General features: G+C 65.0%; 16 protein-coding genes. 10 read left to right on the top strand and 6 right to left on the bottom strand.

Going from position 1 to position 14,873, the window contains the following annotated elements:
* Nucleotides 1–94 precede the first annotated feature (94 nt).
* On the top strand, nucleotides 95–919 hold the full coding sequence (locus XI06_RS26455) for an N-acyl homoserine lactonase family protein (RefSeq protein ID WP_271606898.1): 825 nt from the start codon (nucleotides 95–97) through the stop codon (nucleotides 917–919).
* Nucleotides 920–1,003: 84 nt separating this feature from the next.
* A complete protein-coding gene (locus tag XI06_RS26450) occupies nucleotides 1,004–1,882 on the top strand; it encodes a DMT family transporter (protein ID WP_271606897.1) in 879 nt (292 codons plus the stop codon).
* Here XI06_RS26450 and XI06_RS26445 read toward each other — a convergent pair.
* Complete coding sequence (locus XI06_RS26445; RefSeq protein ID WP_237861712.1) at nucleotides 1,879–2,070, bottom strand: hypothetical protein; 192 nt, start codon at nucleotides 2,068–2,070, stop codon at nucleotides 1,879–1,881. The genes XI06_RS26450 and XI06_RS26445 overlap by 4 nt on opposite strands.
* A 31-nt stretch (nucleotides 2,071–2,101) precedes the next feature.
* Nucleotides 2,102–3,259 carry an MFS transporter gene (locus tag XI06_RS26440; RefSeq protein ID WP_237861714.1) on the bottom strand — a complete coding sequence of 386 codons (1,158 nt, stop codon included), beginning with the start codon at nucleotides 3,257–3,259 and terminating at the stop codon, nucleotides 2,102–2,104.
* Nucleotides 3,260–3,410: 151 nt separating this feature from the next.
* Here XI06_RS26440 and XI06_RS26435 point away from each other — a divergent pair, with 151 nt between their 5' ends.
* A complete protein-coding gene (locus XI06_RS26435) occupies nucleotides 3,411–4,670 on the top strand; it encodes an adenylate/guanylate cyclase domain-containing protein (protein WP_271606896.1) in 1,260 nt (419 codons plus the stop codon).
* On the opposite strand, the gene XI06_RS26430 is transcribed toward XI06_RS26435, so the two are convergent.
* The gene (locus tag XI06_RS26430) at nucleotides 4,667–5,911 is read right to left on the bottom strand and encodes an MFS transporter (protein WP_271606895.1); all 1,245 of its coding nucleotides are present in this window, start codon (nucleotides 5,909–5,911) and stop codon (nucleotides 4,667–4,669) included. The two genes, XI06_RS26435 and XI06_RS26430, sit on opposite strands and share 4 nt — an antisense overlap.
* Before the next feature lie 170 nt (nucleotides 5,912–6,081).
* Here XI06_RS26430 and XI06_RS26425 point away from each other — a divergent pair, with 170 nt between their 5' ends.
* Nucleotides 6,082–7,446: an Nramp family divalent metal transporter gene (locus XI06_RS26425; RefSeq protein ID WP_271606894.1), complete on the top strand. Its 1,365-nt coding sequence runs from the start codon at nucleotides 6,082–6,084 to the stop codon at nucleotides 7,444–7,446.
* A gap of 6 nt (nucleotides 7,447–7,452) precedes the next feature.
* Here XI06_RS26425 and XI06_RS26420 read toward each other — a convergent pair whose 3' ends face one another.
* Nucleotides 7,453–8,229 (bottom strand): arginyltransferase, encoded by a 777-nt coding sequence (locus XI06_RS26420; RefSeq protein ID WP_271606893.1) that lies wholly within the window; start codon nucleotides 8,227–8,229, stop codon nucleotides 7,453–7,455.
* 130 nt (nucleotides 8,230–8,359) lie between these two features.
* Entirely contained in the window at nucleotides 8,360–8,908 is a 549-nt protein-coding gene (locus tag XI06_RS26415) for an RDD family protein (protein WP_237873932.1), read from the bottom strand.
* Between the two features lie 194 nt (nucleotides 8,909–9,102).
* On the opposite strand from XI06_RS26415, the gene XI06_RS26410 reads away from it, so the two are divergent.
* On the top strand, nucleotides 9,103–9,738 hold the full coding sequence (locus XI06_RS26410; RefSeq protein ID WP_237873931.1) for a DUF6151 family protein: 636 nt from the start codon (nucleotides 9,103–9,105) through the stop codon (nucleotides 9,736–9,738).
* A 93-nt stretch (nucleotides 9,739–9,831) separates the two neighbouring features.
* Here the strand turns inward: XI06_RS26410 and hemB are convergent, their stop codons facing one another.
* Entirely contained in the window at nucleotides 9,832–10,893 is a 1,062-nt protein-coding gene (hemB, locus tag XI06_RS26405; RefSeq protein ID WP_271606892.1) for a porphobilinogen synthase, read from the bottom strand.
* Nucleotides 10,894–11,017: 124 nt separating this feature from the next.
* On the opposite strand from hemB, the gene XI06_RS26400 reads away from it, so the two are divergent.
* From XI06_RS26400 to glyA, 5 genes are all read left to right on the top strand, one after another.
* Entirely contained in the window at nucleotides 11,018–11,515 is a 498-nt protein-coding gene (locus XI06_RS26400; protein ID WP_237861727.1) for a DUF6163 family protein, read from the top strand.
* A 541-nt stretch (nucleotides 11,516–12,056) separates the two neighbouring features.
* Nucleotides 12,057–12,575, top strand: coding sequence for a transcriptional regulator LdtR (gene ldtR, locus XI06_RS26395; protein ID WP_027529973.1), 519 nt, complete (start codon nucleotides 12,057–12,059; stop codon nucleotides 12,573–12,575).
* Between the two features lie 198 nt (nucleotides 12,576–12,773).
* Complete coding sequence (locus XI06_RS26390) at nucleotides 12,774–13,010, top strand: hypothetical protein (protein WP_237873930.1); 237 nt, start codon at nucleotides 12,774–12,776, stop codon at nucleotides 13,008–13,010.
* A gap of 37 nt (nucleotides 13,011–13,047) precedes the next feature.
* A complete protein-coding gene (locus XI06_RS26385) occupies nucleotides 13,048–13,269 on the top strand; it encodes a hypothetical protein (protein ID WP_220008799.1) in 222 nt (73 codons plus the stop codon).
* Between the two features lie 299 nt (nucleotides 13,270–13,568).
* On the top strand, nucleotides 13,569–14,867 hold the full coding sequence (gene glyA / locus XI06_RS26380; RefSeq protein ID WP_237873929.1) for a serine hydroxymethyltransferase: 1,299 nt from the start codon (nucleotides 13,569–13,571) through the stop codon (nucleotides 14,865–14,867).
* Nucleotides 14,868–14,873 lie beyond the last annotated feature (6 nt).

The following is a 14,873-nucleotide window of genomic DNA, read 5'->3' as shown; positions in this document are numbered from 1 at the left end:
GCTCGGGCCTAGAGTGCGTGGGAGCGGAATTCTGCGGCAGGATCGGGGTTGATCCTCGGTCGCGGCAAGAAGGCGCTGCCAGGAGGGACCAAGGATGACACACAAGTTCAAGCTCGCTCTCGCCATCGCGGCGCTCGCCCTGTCCGCCCAGGCTGCGTTGGCGCAGAAACCGGGTGTCGAGAAACTTTACATCATGAATTGCGGGGAGGGCGTCGCCGGCGACATCGGGCGCTGGTCTCCCGGGGTAAACGAAGGCAGGTCGATGGACTTCGTCGACACCTGCTATCTGATCAAGCACGCGAAGGGCTGGTTCCTGTGGGACACCGGCATTCCCGACGCCGTGGCCGCGATGCCGAACGGGCTTGTGCCCGCCGATCCAAAGGCCGTGACCTGGAAGCGGCCGAAGACGCTTGCGTCGCAGCTCGAGCAGGTCGGCGTGAAGCCGGCCGACGTCAAGGCGATGGGCGTCTCGCACACGCATCCCGACCATATCGGCAATGTCGAGATGTTCCCGCAGGCGACCCTCTACGTGCAGAAGGCGGAATATGAGTGGCCCGGCGCCAACAACGAGCCACGCTTCAAGCCCTCGCATCCGGTCGAGCTGCTCTCCGGCGACAAGGATGTGTTCGGCGACGGCAGCATCACCATCCTCTCGACGCCTGGCCATACGCCGGGGCATCAATCGCTGATGGTGCGGCTGCCGAAGACCGGCGTGGTGGTGCTCTCAGGCGATGCCGTTCATTTCAAGGACAATTGGGACAACCGCCGCGTTCCCAGCATGAACGCCAACAAGGAGCTGACCACAGCCTCGATGCAGAAGATCGCCGACACGCTCGACAAGGAAAAGGCGCAGCTCTGGATCAACCACGACAAGGTCCAGCGCGACGGCCAGAAGATGTCGCCGGAGTTTTACGAGTAGCTTCCGCCGGCATCCCTGTTGCCATACAGATGGCAGCAGGGACGTGCTAGGCGCCTCCAAACGCTCCGGGACAGGAGGCCAAGCGTGGGAGAGTGGCTCGGGGTTGCTATCGCGCTTGTCTCGAGCAGCGTCGGCGGCACCGCTGCCGCGATCACACGCTATCTTGTGACCGGTGCCGATCCGGTCATGCTGGCAATCCTGCGCTGGGGGATTGGCTTCCTCTGCCTGCTGCCGTGTGCGCTTCTGCTCGGCGTGCGCTGGCCGCAGCGGTCGGATTGGCCGGCGGTGATGGCGCTCGGCATCTGCTTCTTCGGCCTGTTCTTCATCCTCTACAATATCGCGGTCTCCTACACGACTGCCGCGCGCGCCAGCCTCGCGCTGGCGACGCTGCCGCTTCACACCATGGTGGTCGGTGCGATCCTTGGCATCGAGCGGCTGACGTTACGGAAGATCATTGGCGTCGGCGTCGCGGTGCTGGGCGTTGCGGCGGCGCTGGCCGTGGGCCTCGCACAGAGCCCGCCCGGATCCTGGCGCGGCGAGCTGATCATGACCGGTGCCGTGTTCTGCATGGCGTTCTACAACGTGCTGTCGCGGCCGCTGATGCAGCGTTCCAGCGCGCTCGGCTTTCTCACGGTCGGGATGGGCGCGGGCGCTTTGGTGCTGGTGCTCGTGGGACTTGCGAAGGGCAGCTTTGCCGCGCTCGATCACTTCACGATGGCGCAGTGGATTGCCGGACTCTATCTCGGCGCCGGTGGCGGCGCGCTCGCCTTCATCCTCTGGGTCATGGCGCTAGCGCGCGCGACGCCAACGCGCGTTGCCAACACGATGACGGTCAATCCGATCGCGGCGACCTTGCTGGCGGCGCTGCTGATCGGCGAGCCGATCACGCCAAATCTCCTGATTGGCCTCGTTGCCGTGTTCGCCGGCATCTGGATCGCGACCAGCCAGCCGAAGCTGGCCTAGCTTTTCGGCGCGGTGACCGGTGGTGGGCTTGCCTCCGGCGTCTTCTTTGGCTTCAGGGAGCCAGCGTAGAACGAGACCAGCCACACCAACAGCACGGCGAGGAGATAGACGCCCCAGGCCTGTGGTGGCGTCATGGCCCAGCGTATGAGGCCTTTGAATGTGCGGGGCGGGGTTTTGTCGTCGGTCATGCCGCGCTTGTGCGCGAAAGCGGCGGCACGGTCAATCCGGTCGCTTCTCTGCACGGATCAGGAAGAGCGCAGCCAACGCCGACAGGCTGAGCGCGGACGAGACCATCAGCACCTTGGCGCCCATCACGTCGATCAGCAGGCCGAAGGCCAGCGGCGCGATGGCCTGTGCCATCCGCGCCGGCGCGCCGATGACGCCGAGGCGGTAGCCGAAATCCTTCGGGCCGAAGATCGCGAGCGGCAGCGTCCCGCGCGCGATGGTCAAAATGCCGTTGCCGGAGCCGTGCAGCAGCGCAAAGGCAGTCGCCGCCGGCGCGCCGAAGATGGCGACGACGGCAGCTCCGATCGGGTGGGTGACGCAGGCAAGCCGGGTCGACCACAGCGGATGGAAGCGGGAGAGGACGCTCGCCTCGAGAATGCGCGCGATCACCTGGGCCGGGCCGATCAGCGCACCGGCCGCGATCGCCTCGACATGGGTCGCGCCGGTCGCTTCAAGGATACGCGGGAAATGCACCGCCATCGCGCCGGTGACGGTCCAGACCGCGGCGAAGACGAAGGCGAGCAGGATCATGGTGCGATCCAGCGGCAGGTGCGGCTTCTCCGCTGTCGTCGCTGCCTGTTTGGCGCCCTTGATCGAAGGCAGCATGAAGAAATTGAGTGGCAGGCCGATCAGGATGTTGGCGGTGGCCCAGGCGAAGCACGTCTCGCGCCAGCCTATATGGGCGAGCCCCCAGGCGGTGAGCGGCCAGCCGACTGTCGAGGCGAATCCGGCCATCAAGGTGATGCCGGTGATCGAGCCGCGCGCCTCGGTGCCGTAGATGCGGCCGAGCGCAGCGAAGGCGGCGTCGTAAAGGCCCATCGCCATGCCGATGCCGAGCACGAACCAGGCAAACGTCATCACCGCGACGGACTGGGAGAGGCCAAGCAGCGCCAGGCCGGCGGCGATGGTCAGGTTCGAGGCGGATAGCACCTGTCGCCCGCCGACGAGATCGATCTGTCGCCCGATGCGTGGACCCAGCAAGGCTGAGATCACCAGCGAGGCCGAGAACGCGCCAAAAATCCAGTTAGTGGAGATGCCGAGGTCGTGCGCCATGGGATCGGCGAGCAGGGCCGGCAAATAATAGCTGGAGGCCCAGGCCAGGGTCTGCGTCGTGCCGAGCGCAAGGATGATCGGAAGCTGGCGCTGGCTCATGTCCCCGAATTTCTGGGCCTTGGTGTCATCATTTGCATTTGCAGCCTGAGGCGAGAGCGCGTCAACAGCGTTCGCGGCATATTCGATCTGCTGTCGGTGGGAGCCTTGGTTGCGGCCTTTCGTTCGTCACGAATGCACGCCATAATGGCGTATGCAACTCACCTCTCGCCTTGCGTTGATGAACTGGCTGGCCGGCCAGGGGCTCACCGGTCTTCCCGAACCCGAACTCTTGCGTGGCTTCTGTGAGCGCTGCCGCGCCGAGGGGCTGGAACTCTCGCGCGGCCTCGTCGTCATCGACACGTTGCATCCGATCTATGAGGGGCGCGCCTTCCGCTGGAGCGACACACCGACCAACGAGAGCGACGTCCTCGAATACGGCTCGACGGCGGAGGGCGATGCGGCCAAGAACTGGCGCCGCTCGGTATTCTATCATCTGCTTGAGCACGGCCACGACGAGATGGTGCTCGACCTCGCCGACGCGCCCTCGCTCGATTTCTCGCAGATCGGCGAGCTCGCCGAAAACGGTCACCGCCATTTCCTGGCCTTCGTGCACCGTTTCGGCGAGAGCGGAGCGCTCGGGCAGATGGACTGCCTCTACTCCTACTGGACGACGCGACGCGACGATGGCTTTACCGAAGCCGAGCTCGCCGCGCTGCGCGATCTCGTGCCGGTGCTGGGACTTGCGATCAAATCGGCGCAGCAGGTCGATATCGTGCGGACGCTGGGGCGGGTCTATCTCGGGCGCGATGCCTCCGAGCAGGTCCTGCGCGGGCGCATTTCGCGCGGCGTCACCGAGCGCATCAAGGCCGTGCTCTGGTATTCGGACCTGCGCGGCTCGACTGGAATCAGCGAGAGTATCGGGCCGGACGAGATCATCCCGTTCCTCAACGATTATGCCCAGGCCGTGATCGATGCGATCCACGAGGCCGGCGGCGATGTGCTGAAGCTGATCGGCGACGGCGTGCTGGCGATGTTCTGGGGCGAGGACATGGCCGATGCGCGGCGGGCCGCGCTGCGGGCCGAGCATCTGTTTCGCCAGAATGTCGTGGCACTGAATGCACGCCGGGCGGCGGAGGGCCGTCCGACCACGTCGGCCTATATCGGGCTGCATGTCGGCGAGGTTTTCTACGGCAATATCGGCAGTGAGGACCGGCTCGATTTCACCGTGGTGGGGCCGACCGTGAACGAGGTCAGCCGTATCGCCTCGATGAGCCGTTCGGTCGATCGCGAGCTGTTGGCGTCAGCGGAATTCTACAAGGGCCTGGATGCTGCCGGCCGCCGCTATCTCGTCTCCACCGGCCGGTACGCGCTGCGCGGCATCGGCCGCGCGCAGGATCTCTACACGCTCGATCCTGAAGTCGACGCGAACGAGCCGGTGACGGGCAGCTACGAGCGGTACCTGGCGAATTAGCAGCGCGCCGCCGCTTCGTCCCCCACCATCGCCGGCTGCCGGTCCAGCGCCACCGCCGGCGACAGCCAGATCACCAGCGCCTGCACGCCGAACACGGCGGCCGCAAGGTAGAGACACGCTTCCGCGCTCCAGAGGCCGCCGACGATGGCGCCCAGCGCCGAGCCGAGCGGGCGGGCACCGTAGCTCATGATGTTGATGGCGGAGACGCGCCCCAACAGGCGCGGCGGCGTCACCGACTGGCGCAAGGTCGTGGTCGAGATCACCCACAGGATCGGCCCGACGCCGAGCAGGAAGAAACTAAGACCCGCAAGCCACGGTGAGGGCACCAGCACCGTCAACGCCATCACCACGGCGGCAACGAAACCGGTGACCGGGCCGAGGCCGACCACGGTGCCGAAGGCGATGCGCTTCATGACGCGGGTGGCGAACAGCGCGCCGATCACCATGCCGACGCCGTACATCGTCAGCACCGTGCCGACGCCGGCCGCCGTCAGGCCGAGATGGCGTACTGCGTAGGGGACGAACACCGCAATCTGCAGGAACCAGCCGGTGTTGAAGATGAATTGGGTGATGAACACCGGCCGCAGCAGCGGATGGTGGAAGACGAAACCGGCGCCCTCGCGAATGTCCTGGAACGGATGGCGTCGCGGGGTAGGCGCCCGCGCGGGTTCGTAGAGGCCCGAGAGCAGCACCACAGCGATGGCCGAGAGCGCGGCGGCAAAGCCGAAGGCTGGGCTTGCGCCCCACCATCCCACCAGTGCGCCGCCGAGCGCGGGACCGCTGGCGAAGGCAATGGTGCGCGCAAGCTCGATGCGGGCGTTCGCAGCCGGCAGCAACTCCGCGCTCACCAGCGAGGGCACCAGCGCCGGCGCGGCGACGCTGTAGACGACCGTGCCGCAGACGGCGGCAAAGCCGAGCAGCGCCAGCAACGGCAGATTGAGCGCTCCGAGTGCGAGCAGCAGAACGATGGTCGCCAACGCCACCGCACGGAGCGCTTCGGCACCCGCCATCAGGGAGCGGCGCGAGATGCGGTCCGCAAGCAGGCCGGCCGGAATGGCGAACAGGACGAAGGGCAGGGTGAGGGCGGTCTGGAGCACGCCGGTCTGGCCCTCGGCCACCCCCAGCGTCAGCACGGCGACGATCGGGGCCGCGGCCAGCGCGATCTGTTCGGCCGATTGCGCCGCAAGGTTTGACCAGGCGAGGCGGTTGAAAGTGTCGGGGAGACGGGGCGGATTTGACATGGCTCATTTCCTGCAAAGTCTTGATGGCGCCAGTATCCGCTTCCCGCGCCGGTCAAACCCACCCGCTTCCCGACAGGATCGGGCAAAGCCGGGGTGGCGGCGGGAACCAATGCGGCTAGATGCAGTTGCAAATGAGTTGCAATAAGCCTCGACTTCGGTATTCTGACCCCATGGATGCCCGATCGCCCGATCTGACCCAGGACCTGACCCACGATGCTGCCGGCTGGCGCACCGACGCGCCGGCCACCAAGAGCCTCGCCGAGGTGAATGCCACCGTCGCCATCCCCGCGGCGGGAGCGTGGTGGCGGCGGCTGCTCGCCTTTGTCGGCCCCGGCTACATGGTCTCGGTCGGCTACATGGACCCCGGCAATTGGGCGACCGACCTCGCCGGCGGATCGAGGTTCGGCTACACGCTGCTCTCGGTCATCCTGCTCTCGAACCTGATGGCGATCCTGCTGCAGTCGCTGGCGGCGCGGCTCGGCATCGTCACCGACCGCGATCTGGCGCAGGCCTGCCGCGCCACCTATTCGCCCGCTGTGAATTTTTTGCTCTGGCTCGCTTGCGAAGCGGCCATCATTGCTTGCGATCTGGCCGAGGTGATCGGCACCGCGATCGCGCTGAAACTTCTGTTCGGCATTCCCCTGGTCGGCGGTGCGCTGATCGCCGCGTTTGATGCGTTCCTGCTGCTCGTCCTGATGAACCGCGGCTTCCGCTTCCTCGAAGCCTTCGTGATGGCGCTGCTGGCCGTGATCGCGGTCTGCTTCGCGGTCCAGATCGTGGCTGCGGCGCCGCCGGTCGCCGAGGTGCTGCGCGGCTTTGCGCCGAAGAGCGAGATCTTCACCAATTCCGAGATGCTCTACATCGCGATCGGCATCATCGGTGCGACCGTGATGCCGCACAATCTCTATCTGCACTCCTCCATCGTGCAGACGCGCGCCTATGCGCGCAACGACGAGGGGCGCCGCGACGCGATCAAATGGGCGACCACGGATTCCACCATCGCGCTGATGCTGGCGCTGTTCATCAACGCTGCGATCCTCATCGTCGCGGCGGCGACCTTCCACACCAGCGGCCATTCCGACGTCGCCGAGATCGGCCAGGCATTTGAGCTGCTCTCGCCGCTGCTCGGCCTCGGCATCGCCTCGACATTGTTCGCGGTGGCGCTGCTGGCCTCGGGCCTCAATTCAACCGTCACTGCGACGCTCGCCGGCCAGATCGTGATGGAGGGCTTTCTCGATTTGCGCCTGCCGAGCTGGGCCCGCCGCCTCGTCACGCGCGGCATCGCCATCATTCCGGTGATCGTCGTCACCGCGATCTATGGCGAACGGGGGACTGCGGATTTGCTGGTGTTCAGCCAGGTCGTGCTGTCGATGCAGCTTCCGTTCGCGGTGATCCCGCTCGTGCGCTTCGTCTCCGACCGCCGCAAGATGGGCCAGTTCGCGATCGCACGCTATGTCGCTGCGACCGCATGGATCGTCGCCGGCGTGATCGTGGTTTTGAACGTGAAGCTGCTGGTGGATACGCTGTTTGGGTGAGCGTGTTTAATCCTGCGGCTCGGACGTCGCATCGCCCTGAGCGTCGATGCGCAGCCAGCCTGAGGGAGCGAGGCGCTGCTGCGGCAGGAAGCGGGCCTTGTAGTCCATCTTCTTGGAGCCCTCGATCCAATAGCCGAGATAGACGTAGGGCAGGCCTTGGCGGCGCGCGCGAGCGATGTGGTCGAGGATCATGAAGGTGCCCATCGAGCGGGAGACCTGGCCCGGCTCGAAGAAAGAATAGACCATCGACAGGCCGTCGCTGAGCACGTCGGTCAGGGCGACCGCGATCAGCTCCTCGCCGCGACCGGTGAGGCCGCTGTCGGGGCCGCGCCTGCGGTACTCGATGATGCGGGTTTCGACATGGCTGTCCTCGACCATCATGGCGTAGTCGAGCACGGTCATGTCGGCCATGCCGCCATGGCGATGGCGGGCGTCGAGATAGGCGCGGAATACCGAATATTGCTCAGAGGTCGGCACCGCGCTGCGCTGCTCGCCGATGATGTCGGCATTGCGCGCCATCACCTTGCGGAAATTGCGGGACGGGCGGAATTCGTTGGCGACGACCCGGACCGAGACGCAGGCCCGGCATTGGTCGCAGGCCGGCCGGTACGCGATCGACTGGCTGCGGCGGAACCCGCCATGGGTCAGGAGATCGTTGAGGTCACCGGCGCGTTCCCCCACGAGGTGCGTGAACACCTTGCGCTCATGCCGGCCCGGCAGATACGGGCAGGGGGACGGCGCCGTGAGGTAAAATTGTGGGGTGTCGCGCGAGTGCTGGGTCAAGGGACGTCGTGGGCCTCCGAAGTGGGTATCAGCATCGCGCTACGAAAGCTCCCGGTCAATCGGTCTGCTTGGCTGGTCAGATCAGTCAGTCTAGCGGATCCGGGTTAGTAGGTTCTTGACCTTCAGATTCTCACCAGGTCCTTGCGGTCTGGGACACGGGCGCGCGGACGGAATTGTTGATCACGACCGTTCCCAGCACGAAATCGTGCAGCAGGCGCCGGCGGCCGTTGAAGAGGCCGACAAGAACCACGAAAGGCGAGAGGAACGAGACCGAGACCCAGAACAGCACGGCATGGGTGGCGCCAAGGACAAAGTAGCCGGGCGCGCCGTACCAGGTGCGCAACTCCAGGTCCATGATCCGCATCCCGACTGTCGCCGAGGAGGGGCCACCGATGCAGGCGCCGTAATAGACGATCGCCCAGATCACGGAGGCCGGCCAGGCGAGCCAGAACAGCGCCCAGCCGATGCCGAGCGTCACCACGCCGAACACGGCGATGAAGATATAACCGAGGATGACGGGTACGGAGATCACGACCATGTCGATCAGGAACGCAAATGCCCGCCGCGTCGCGACGCCGCGGAACAGTTCCGGATGCAGATAGGGATCGTAGGCGTGCGACTGCGCGCCGCCGTCATTGCGCCAGACGCCGCTGTCATTTGGCGAACCCGAGTAGGACATGAGCTTCCCTTCCGCTTTCGGACCTCTCACCCGGCAGCACATGGGAACCATCCGGCCACACGCCAAGGCTGTCAGCCGGTCGATCCAGCAAAATATTCCGGCGATTCGACGGCCGCCGATGCTTGCGCGGTCCTTGAATTGCATCATGCTGCAGGGGCGAGGGCACACTTCCGGCCCAGGACAGGACGATTTTCATGGGTGGTCAGGTCGAATTGCGCTGCCGCTGCGGCAGCGTCCGCGCCGCGATCTCGGGCGTGTCGCCACGGACGGTCAATCGTGTGGTCTGCTACTGCGATGACTGCCAGGCTTTTGCACATCAGCTCGGCCGCGCCGACCTTTTGAATGCGAACGGCGGCAGCGACATTGTCCAGGTCGCGCCGTCGACACTCGCCTTTGTGCAAGGACAGGACCGGATCGCGGGGGTGCGACTGAGCCCGAAAGGCCTCTACCGGTGGTATGCAAGCTGCTGCAACACGCCGGTCGGCAACACGGTCTCGCCGGCCATTCCTTTTGTGGGCATCATCGCGCAGGCGTTCGCGGGTGGCGCGCCGGCCGTTGACGATGTCGCGGGCCCGCCGATCGGCGCCATTCTCGGCAAGTACGCGGTCGGCGAGCCGCCGGCGGGCTCAACGGGACTCAATATCTCTCTTCTCCTGCGCGCGATCGGCAAGGTGCTTGTGTGGAAAGTGCGCGGGAAGACATGGCCGCATCCATTCTTCCAGCGGGAGCCGCGCGAGCCGATCTATCCGATCACCGTGCTGTCGCGCGAGCAACGCGACGCGCTACGTCCGCTGTGTGGGCCTCGGCCTGCGGCGCAAGCGACGGATTGATTGGTGGAAGGGCGCAGTGCCGCGCCTGGAAGCGCTCAGCGCTCGTTGGCTGGGATTGGTGGGCACGCTTGCGCTTAGCCACCCTACGGCGCCTCATCCTTGGCTGCGCAGCTTCTCTGCCGCCTTCGGCGCAAAATAGCTGAGCACGCCGTCGGCGCCGGCGCGCTTGAAGGCGAGCAGGCTCTCCATCATGGCGCGGTCGCCATCGAGCCAGCCGTTGTTCGCGGCGGCGGCGATCATCGCGTATTCGCCCGAGACCTGGTAGGCGAAGGTCGGCATCGCAAAGGTGTCCTTCACGCGGCGGACCACGTCGAGATAGGGCATGCCGGGCTTCACCATCACCATGTCCGCACCTTCCGCGATGTCGAGTTCGACCTCGCGCAGCGCCTCGTCGGTATTGGCGCTGTCCATCTGGTAGGTGCGCTTGTCGCCGGTCAACGTCTTGGCCGAGCCGATGGCGTCGCGGAAGGGGCCGTAGAAAGCGGAGGCGTACTTTGCCGCATAGGCCATGATCTGCACGTCGAGCAGGCCGGAGCGGTCGAGCCCTTCGCGGATCGCGGCGACGCGGCCGTCCATCATGTCGGACGGCGCGATGATGTCGCAGCCGGCTTCGGCCTGCACCAGCGCCTGACGCACCAGCACCGCGACCGTCTCGTCATTCAGGATCTTGCCGTCGGAGATCAGGCCATCATGGCCGTGGCTGGTGAAGGGGTCGAGCGCGACGTCGCAGAGGATTCCGATGTCAGGAAACTCTCTCTTGATCGCGCGCACCGTCTGGCAGACCAGATTGTTCGGATTGGTCGCTTCCGAGCCTTGCTCGTCGCGCAGGGACGGGTCGGTGTAGGGAAACAGCGCGATGCAGGGAATGGTGAGCTTCATCGCGCGCTCGGCTTCGCGCACGGCCTGATCGACGCTGAGGCGATCGACGCCGGGCATCGAGGCGATGGGCTCGCGCTTGTTGTTGCCGTCGATCAGGAACAGTGGCCAGATCAGATCGTCGGTCGTGAGCACATTCTCACGCACCATGCGCCGGGCCCATTCGGCCTTGCGGTTACGGCGCGGGCGGACGGTCAGATCGAGGGCATGGGGCACCGCGGCACCCGTCCCGCGCGCGACCTCGCGCAGTTCGATCGGACGTCCGTATTTGATCGCCATTACTCTTCCTCCGGCTGGAATTATTCTTATACCAGTTCGCATGGTTCCCGTCACCGCGGCTTGACCTCCCGCAAGGTGATGGCAGCCGATTGATTTTGCGGGGCGAAACAGCCAGAAGGGGGCCATGTCCGAACTCTCCACCCGCGATGCGGCCCGCGACAATGCCAGGGATGCCGTCAGGGACAGCGCCCGAGACAGCGCGATGTCGGTCGCTGCGATCTCGTCGGAGCGGCCTGAGTCCGACGACAATGTCTGGACGCGGCGGCTCGTGCTGTTCCTGCGGGTGATGGCGCTGCTGTCGATCCTCAAGGGACTCTATCACTGGGCGCAGGTGACCGGCTTCGTCGGCGGTGAGGACGAGGCGTTCGAGAACCAGTCGATGGCCTGGCAGGCTTCGACCATCTACTTCGCCGTGATCGAGCTCGTCGCCGCCGTCGGCCTCTGGCTCGCCACGCCCTGGGGCGCGGTGGTGTGGCTGACGACCGTGGTCTCGATGGCGGTGATCGAGTTGATGTTCCCGGGCATCTACGGCGGCAGCCTGATCGTCGTCGGCGTCGAGGCCTTCATGCTCGCCGCCTATCTCGCGCTCGCCTGGATGGCCGCGCGCGAACGGCCGCCGTAGGCGACGTCGTCACCGCCAAAATTACGCTCGTGCCCTGGACGCAGCGCAACACCATAAGCGCGTTCACGCGCGTCTTCGACGCGCTATGGTGGTGCGTTGCCGAGCTGGGGCCTATTACTCGACGATCTCGTTTGTGGCTTTCTGTGTCCCGGCTCTGCGCTTCGCTTCGCGGCGCTTGTCCGGGACACGAGAATGTTGCGCTTGGTTGACCGTTGGTTGCGTAAAATTCGCCGTAACTTTTCGCTAACCCAGCCCGATCCGCCACAGCTGTTACGCGTGCGTTTCGAAACAGGGCGGGGCTGTTCTGGAATGTGACAGAAGGCGCGGACGGAGAGTGAACAGGACCTTGCCACGGTCAACAGACGGTTGCGAAAAATGCTTGTGGCACAGGCTTAATCAGCAATTCACTGTCTTAAATTCATGATCTCTTTATTCTCTTATTTAAGCCGATCTTCAAACGGCCCCCTTAAGTTGGACCTATCAGACGGAACACAAGTTGCGTCGAATAAGTGTCGATAAAAACGACAACAGGGGAAGTGTCATGATGAAAGCCGTCGCAACTGCGGCAGATACCGCAGAGCGCGTTTCGGGCCCGCAGGGTTCGGTGCAGTCGCTCTATCTGGAAGCTTTGACTCTGGTGGAGCGGCTGCATCGCCGGCTCCTCGACGTGATCAAGGACGAGTTCGATCGTCGTGGCCGCGCCGACATCAATTCCGTGCAGGCGCTTCTGCTCTATAACATCGGCGACAAGGAGCTGACCGCGGGCGAGCTGCGCACGCGCGGTTACTATCTCGGCTCCAACGTCTCCTACAATCTGAAGAAGCTCGTCGAGCTCGGCTTCCTCGATCATCAGCGCTCGCGCGTCGATCGCCGTTCGGTGCGCATCCGCCTGACGCCGCAGGGCCAGGAAGTTCGCCGCATCGTCGACTCGCTCTACCAGAAGCACGTCAAGACCGTTGAACAGGTCGGCGGCATCTCCGGCGAGGAGTTCTCGACCCTCAACAAGTCGCTGCACCGCCTCGAGCGATTCTGGACCGACCAGATCCTGTATCGTCTCTGATATTCCAAGGGATCAAGGCCAAGCCGGCCCGCAACAAGACCGGCAAGCCTCCCAACGTGCCTGAACTTCCCCAAGCGCGTCGGCCGGCTCCGCCCGGACCGGCGCGTTTTGACGTCTTCTCGCAGTTGCGAAAAAATCGGCCAGTAGGGTGGAACCAGGTCCTCGCGTCGCAGTTGTCTCCCGGGATCGGAGGATACAATGCTGGTCGAGCGCGGGTTTCAGGCAATGAACGTCGAACTCGTGAGCGATGCCTACGCCATCGCCGCGAATTACCTCCGCCGCTCCGGTGCGATCCCCGACACGCTCGTCACCAACGAATGTCTGCTCGAAATCATCGTCAGGCTGCTCCAGCACGGCGAACTCAACAAGATCAGGCTCGCCAACAAGGCGATCGCTCGGTTCGAGGCGCAGGCCGAGGCCCGCGCGGTTGCCTGATCAAGACTCCCAGAACATCGATGAACCAGAGGGTGCCATGGAAGCTGCCATCGACCGCATCATGCAGACCTATGACCTGCTCGCCAACCGGACCGCGGCGGCGAGCGAGGAGGCGCGGATTAAGGTGACAAACTACCTGAATACCCTGATGGAAGCCGGCGAGAAGGACACCCACAGGTTGACGGTCTGCGGCTTGACCTATCTGCGCCAGCTCGACGGCAGCGTGGACCCAGTGAAGGCGGGGTATACCGGGCTGTAGACCAAGCGGCCTGAAGGGCGGCAAGCCCGGCCCAGTTCGCGCCCTGATGGGCACCGGCCGCTTTCGTTTGGGATTGGGCGGATCAACCGGCCAATCAGCCCCTTTGCGCCGGGCAGTCCCGTAAGCTTGCGGGACTCGAAGTCCTAGCACTCCACCATATCTGGCATAATTCCCGAGCCCGACCCGCAAATGCTTGGCCGGGGGCGGGTGATGTGGTAGATCGCGCTCGCCGCTTCCGATCGCCACACCAAGACCCCGTAGCCCGCAAAAAGGGCTGCGGCGGTGGAGATATTCGCACGATGACCCTTGCCAAGACCGCCAATGCGCCCGATTCGTTTTTCACCGCCTCGCTCGAGCAGGCCGACCCGGAAATCGCCGCCGCCATCAAGGGCGAGCTCGGCCGGCAGCGTCATGAAGTCGAGCTGATCGCCTCCGAGAACATCGTCAGCCGGGCCGTGCTGGAAGCGCAGGGCTCGGTGATGACCAACAAGTACGCAGAGGGTTATCCGGGCGCGCGCTATTACGGCGGTTGCGAGTGGGTCGACGTCGCCGAGAACCTCGCGATCGATCGCGCCAAGAAGCTGTTCGGTGCTGGCTTCGCCAACGTGCAGCCGAACTCCGGCAGCCAGATGAACCAGGCGGTGTTTTTGGCGCTGCTGCAGCCCGGCGACACCTTCATGGGTCTCGACCTCGCGGCCGGCGGCCATCTCACCCACGGCTCGCCCGTCAACATGAGCGGCAAGTGGTTCAAGGCCTCGCACTACACCGTGCGCCGCGAGGACCAGATCATCGACATGGACGCGGTCCAGAAGCAGGCCGAAGAGGTCAAGCCGAAATTGATCGTGGCCGGCGGCTCGGCCTATTCGCGCGCCTGGGACTTCAAGCGCTTCCGCGAGATCGCGGATTCGGTCGGCGCTTACCTGCTCGTGGACATGGCGCACTTCGCCGGTCTCGTCGCCGGCGGCGTGCATGCCTCGCCCGTGCCGCATGCTCACGTCACCACGACCACGACGCATAAGTCGCTGCGCGGTCCGCGTGGCGGCCTGATCCTCAGCAATGACGAGGTGCTTGCCAAGAAGCTCAACTCGGCGATCTTCCCGGGCCTGCAGGGCGGCCCCTTGATGCATGTGATCGCGGCGAAGGCGGTCGCCTTTGGCGAAGCGCTGCGTCCGGACTTCAAGGTCTATGCGAAGAACGTCGTCGAGAACGCCAAGGCGCTGGCCGAGGCGATGAAGAGCCACGGCTTCGACATTGTCTCCGGCGGCACCGATAACCATCTGATGCTTGTTGACCTCCGGCCGAAGGGTCTGAAGGGCAACGTCTCGGAGAAGGCGCTGGTTCGCGCCGCCATCACCTGCAACAAGAACGGCATTCCGTTCGACCCCGAAAAGCCGTTCGTCACTTCGGGCCTGCGTCTCGGCACGCCCGCGGCGACGACCCGCGGCTTCGGCGTCGCCGAATTCCAGCAGGTCGGCGGCATGATCGCCGAGGTCCTCAACGCGATCGCGCAGGCCGACGACGGCAAGGCGCCACTGGTCGAGGCCGCGATCAAGGAACGGGTCAAGGCGCTCACCGATCGGTTTCCGATCTATCAGTAAGGCTGG

It is taken from the genome of Bradyrhizobium sp. CCBAU 11434 (genome assembly GCF_028128895.1).
Lineage (GTDB): Bacteria > Pseudomonadota > Alphaproteobacteria > Rhizobiales > Xanthobacteraceae > Bradyrhizobium > Bradyrhizobium zhengyangense.
The sequence above is the reverse complement of the archived record's forward strand: the minus strand, read 5'-3'. Positions and strand labels throughout refer to the sequence as shown.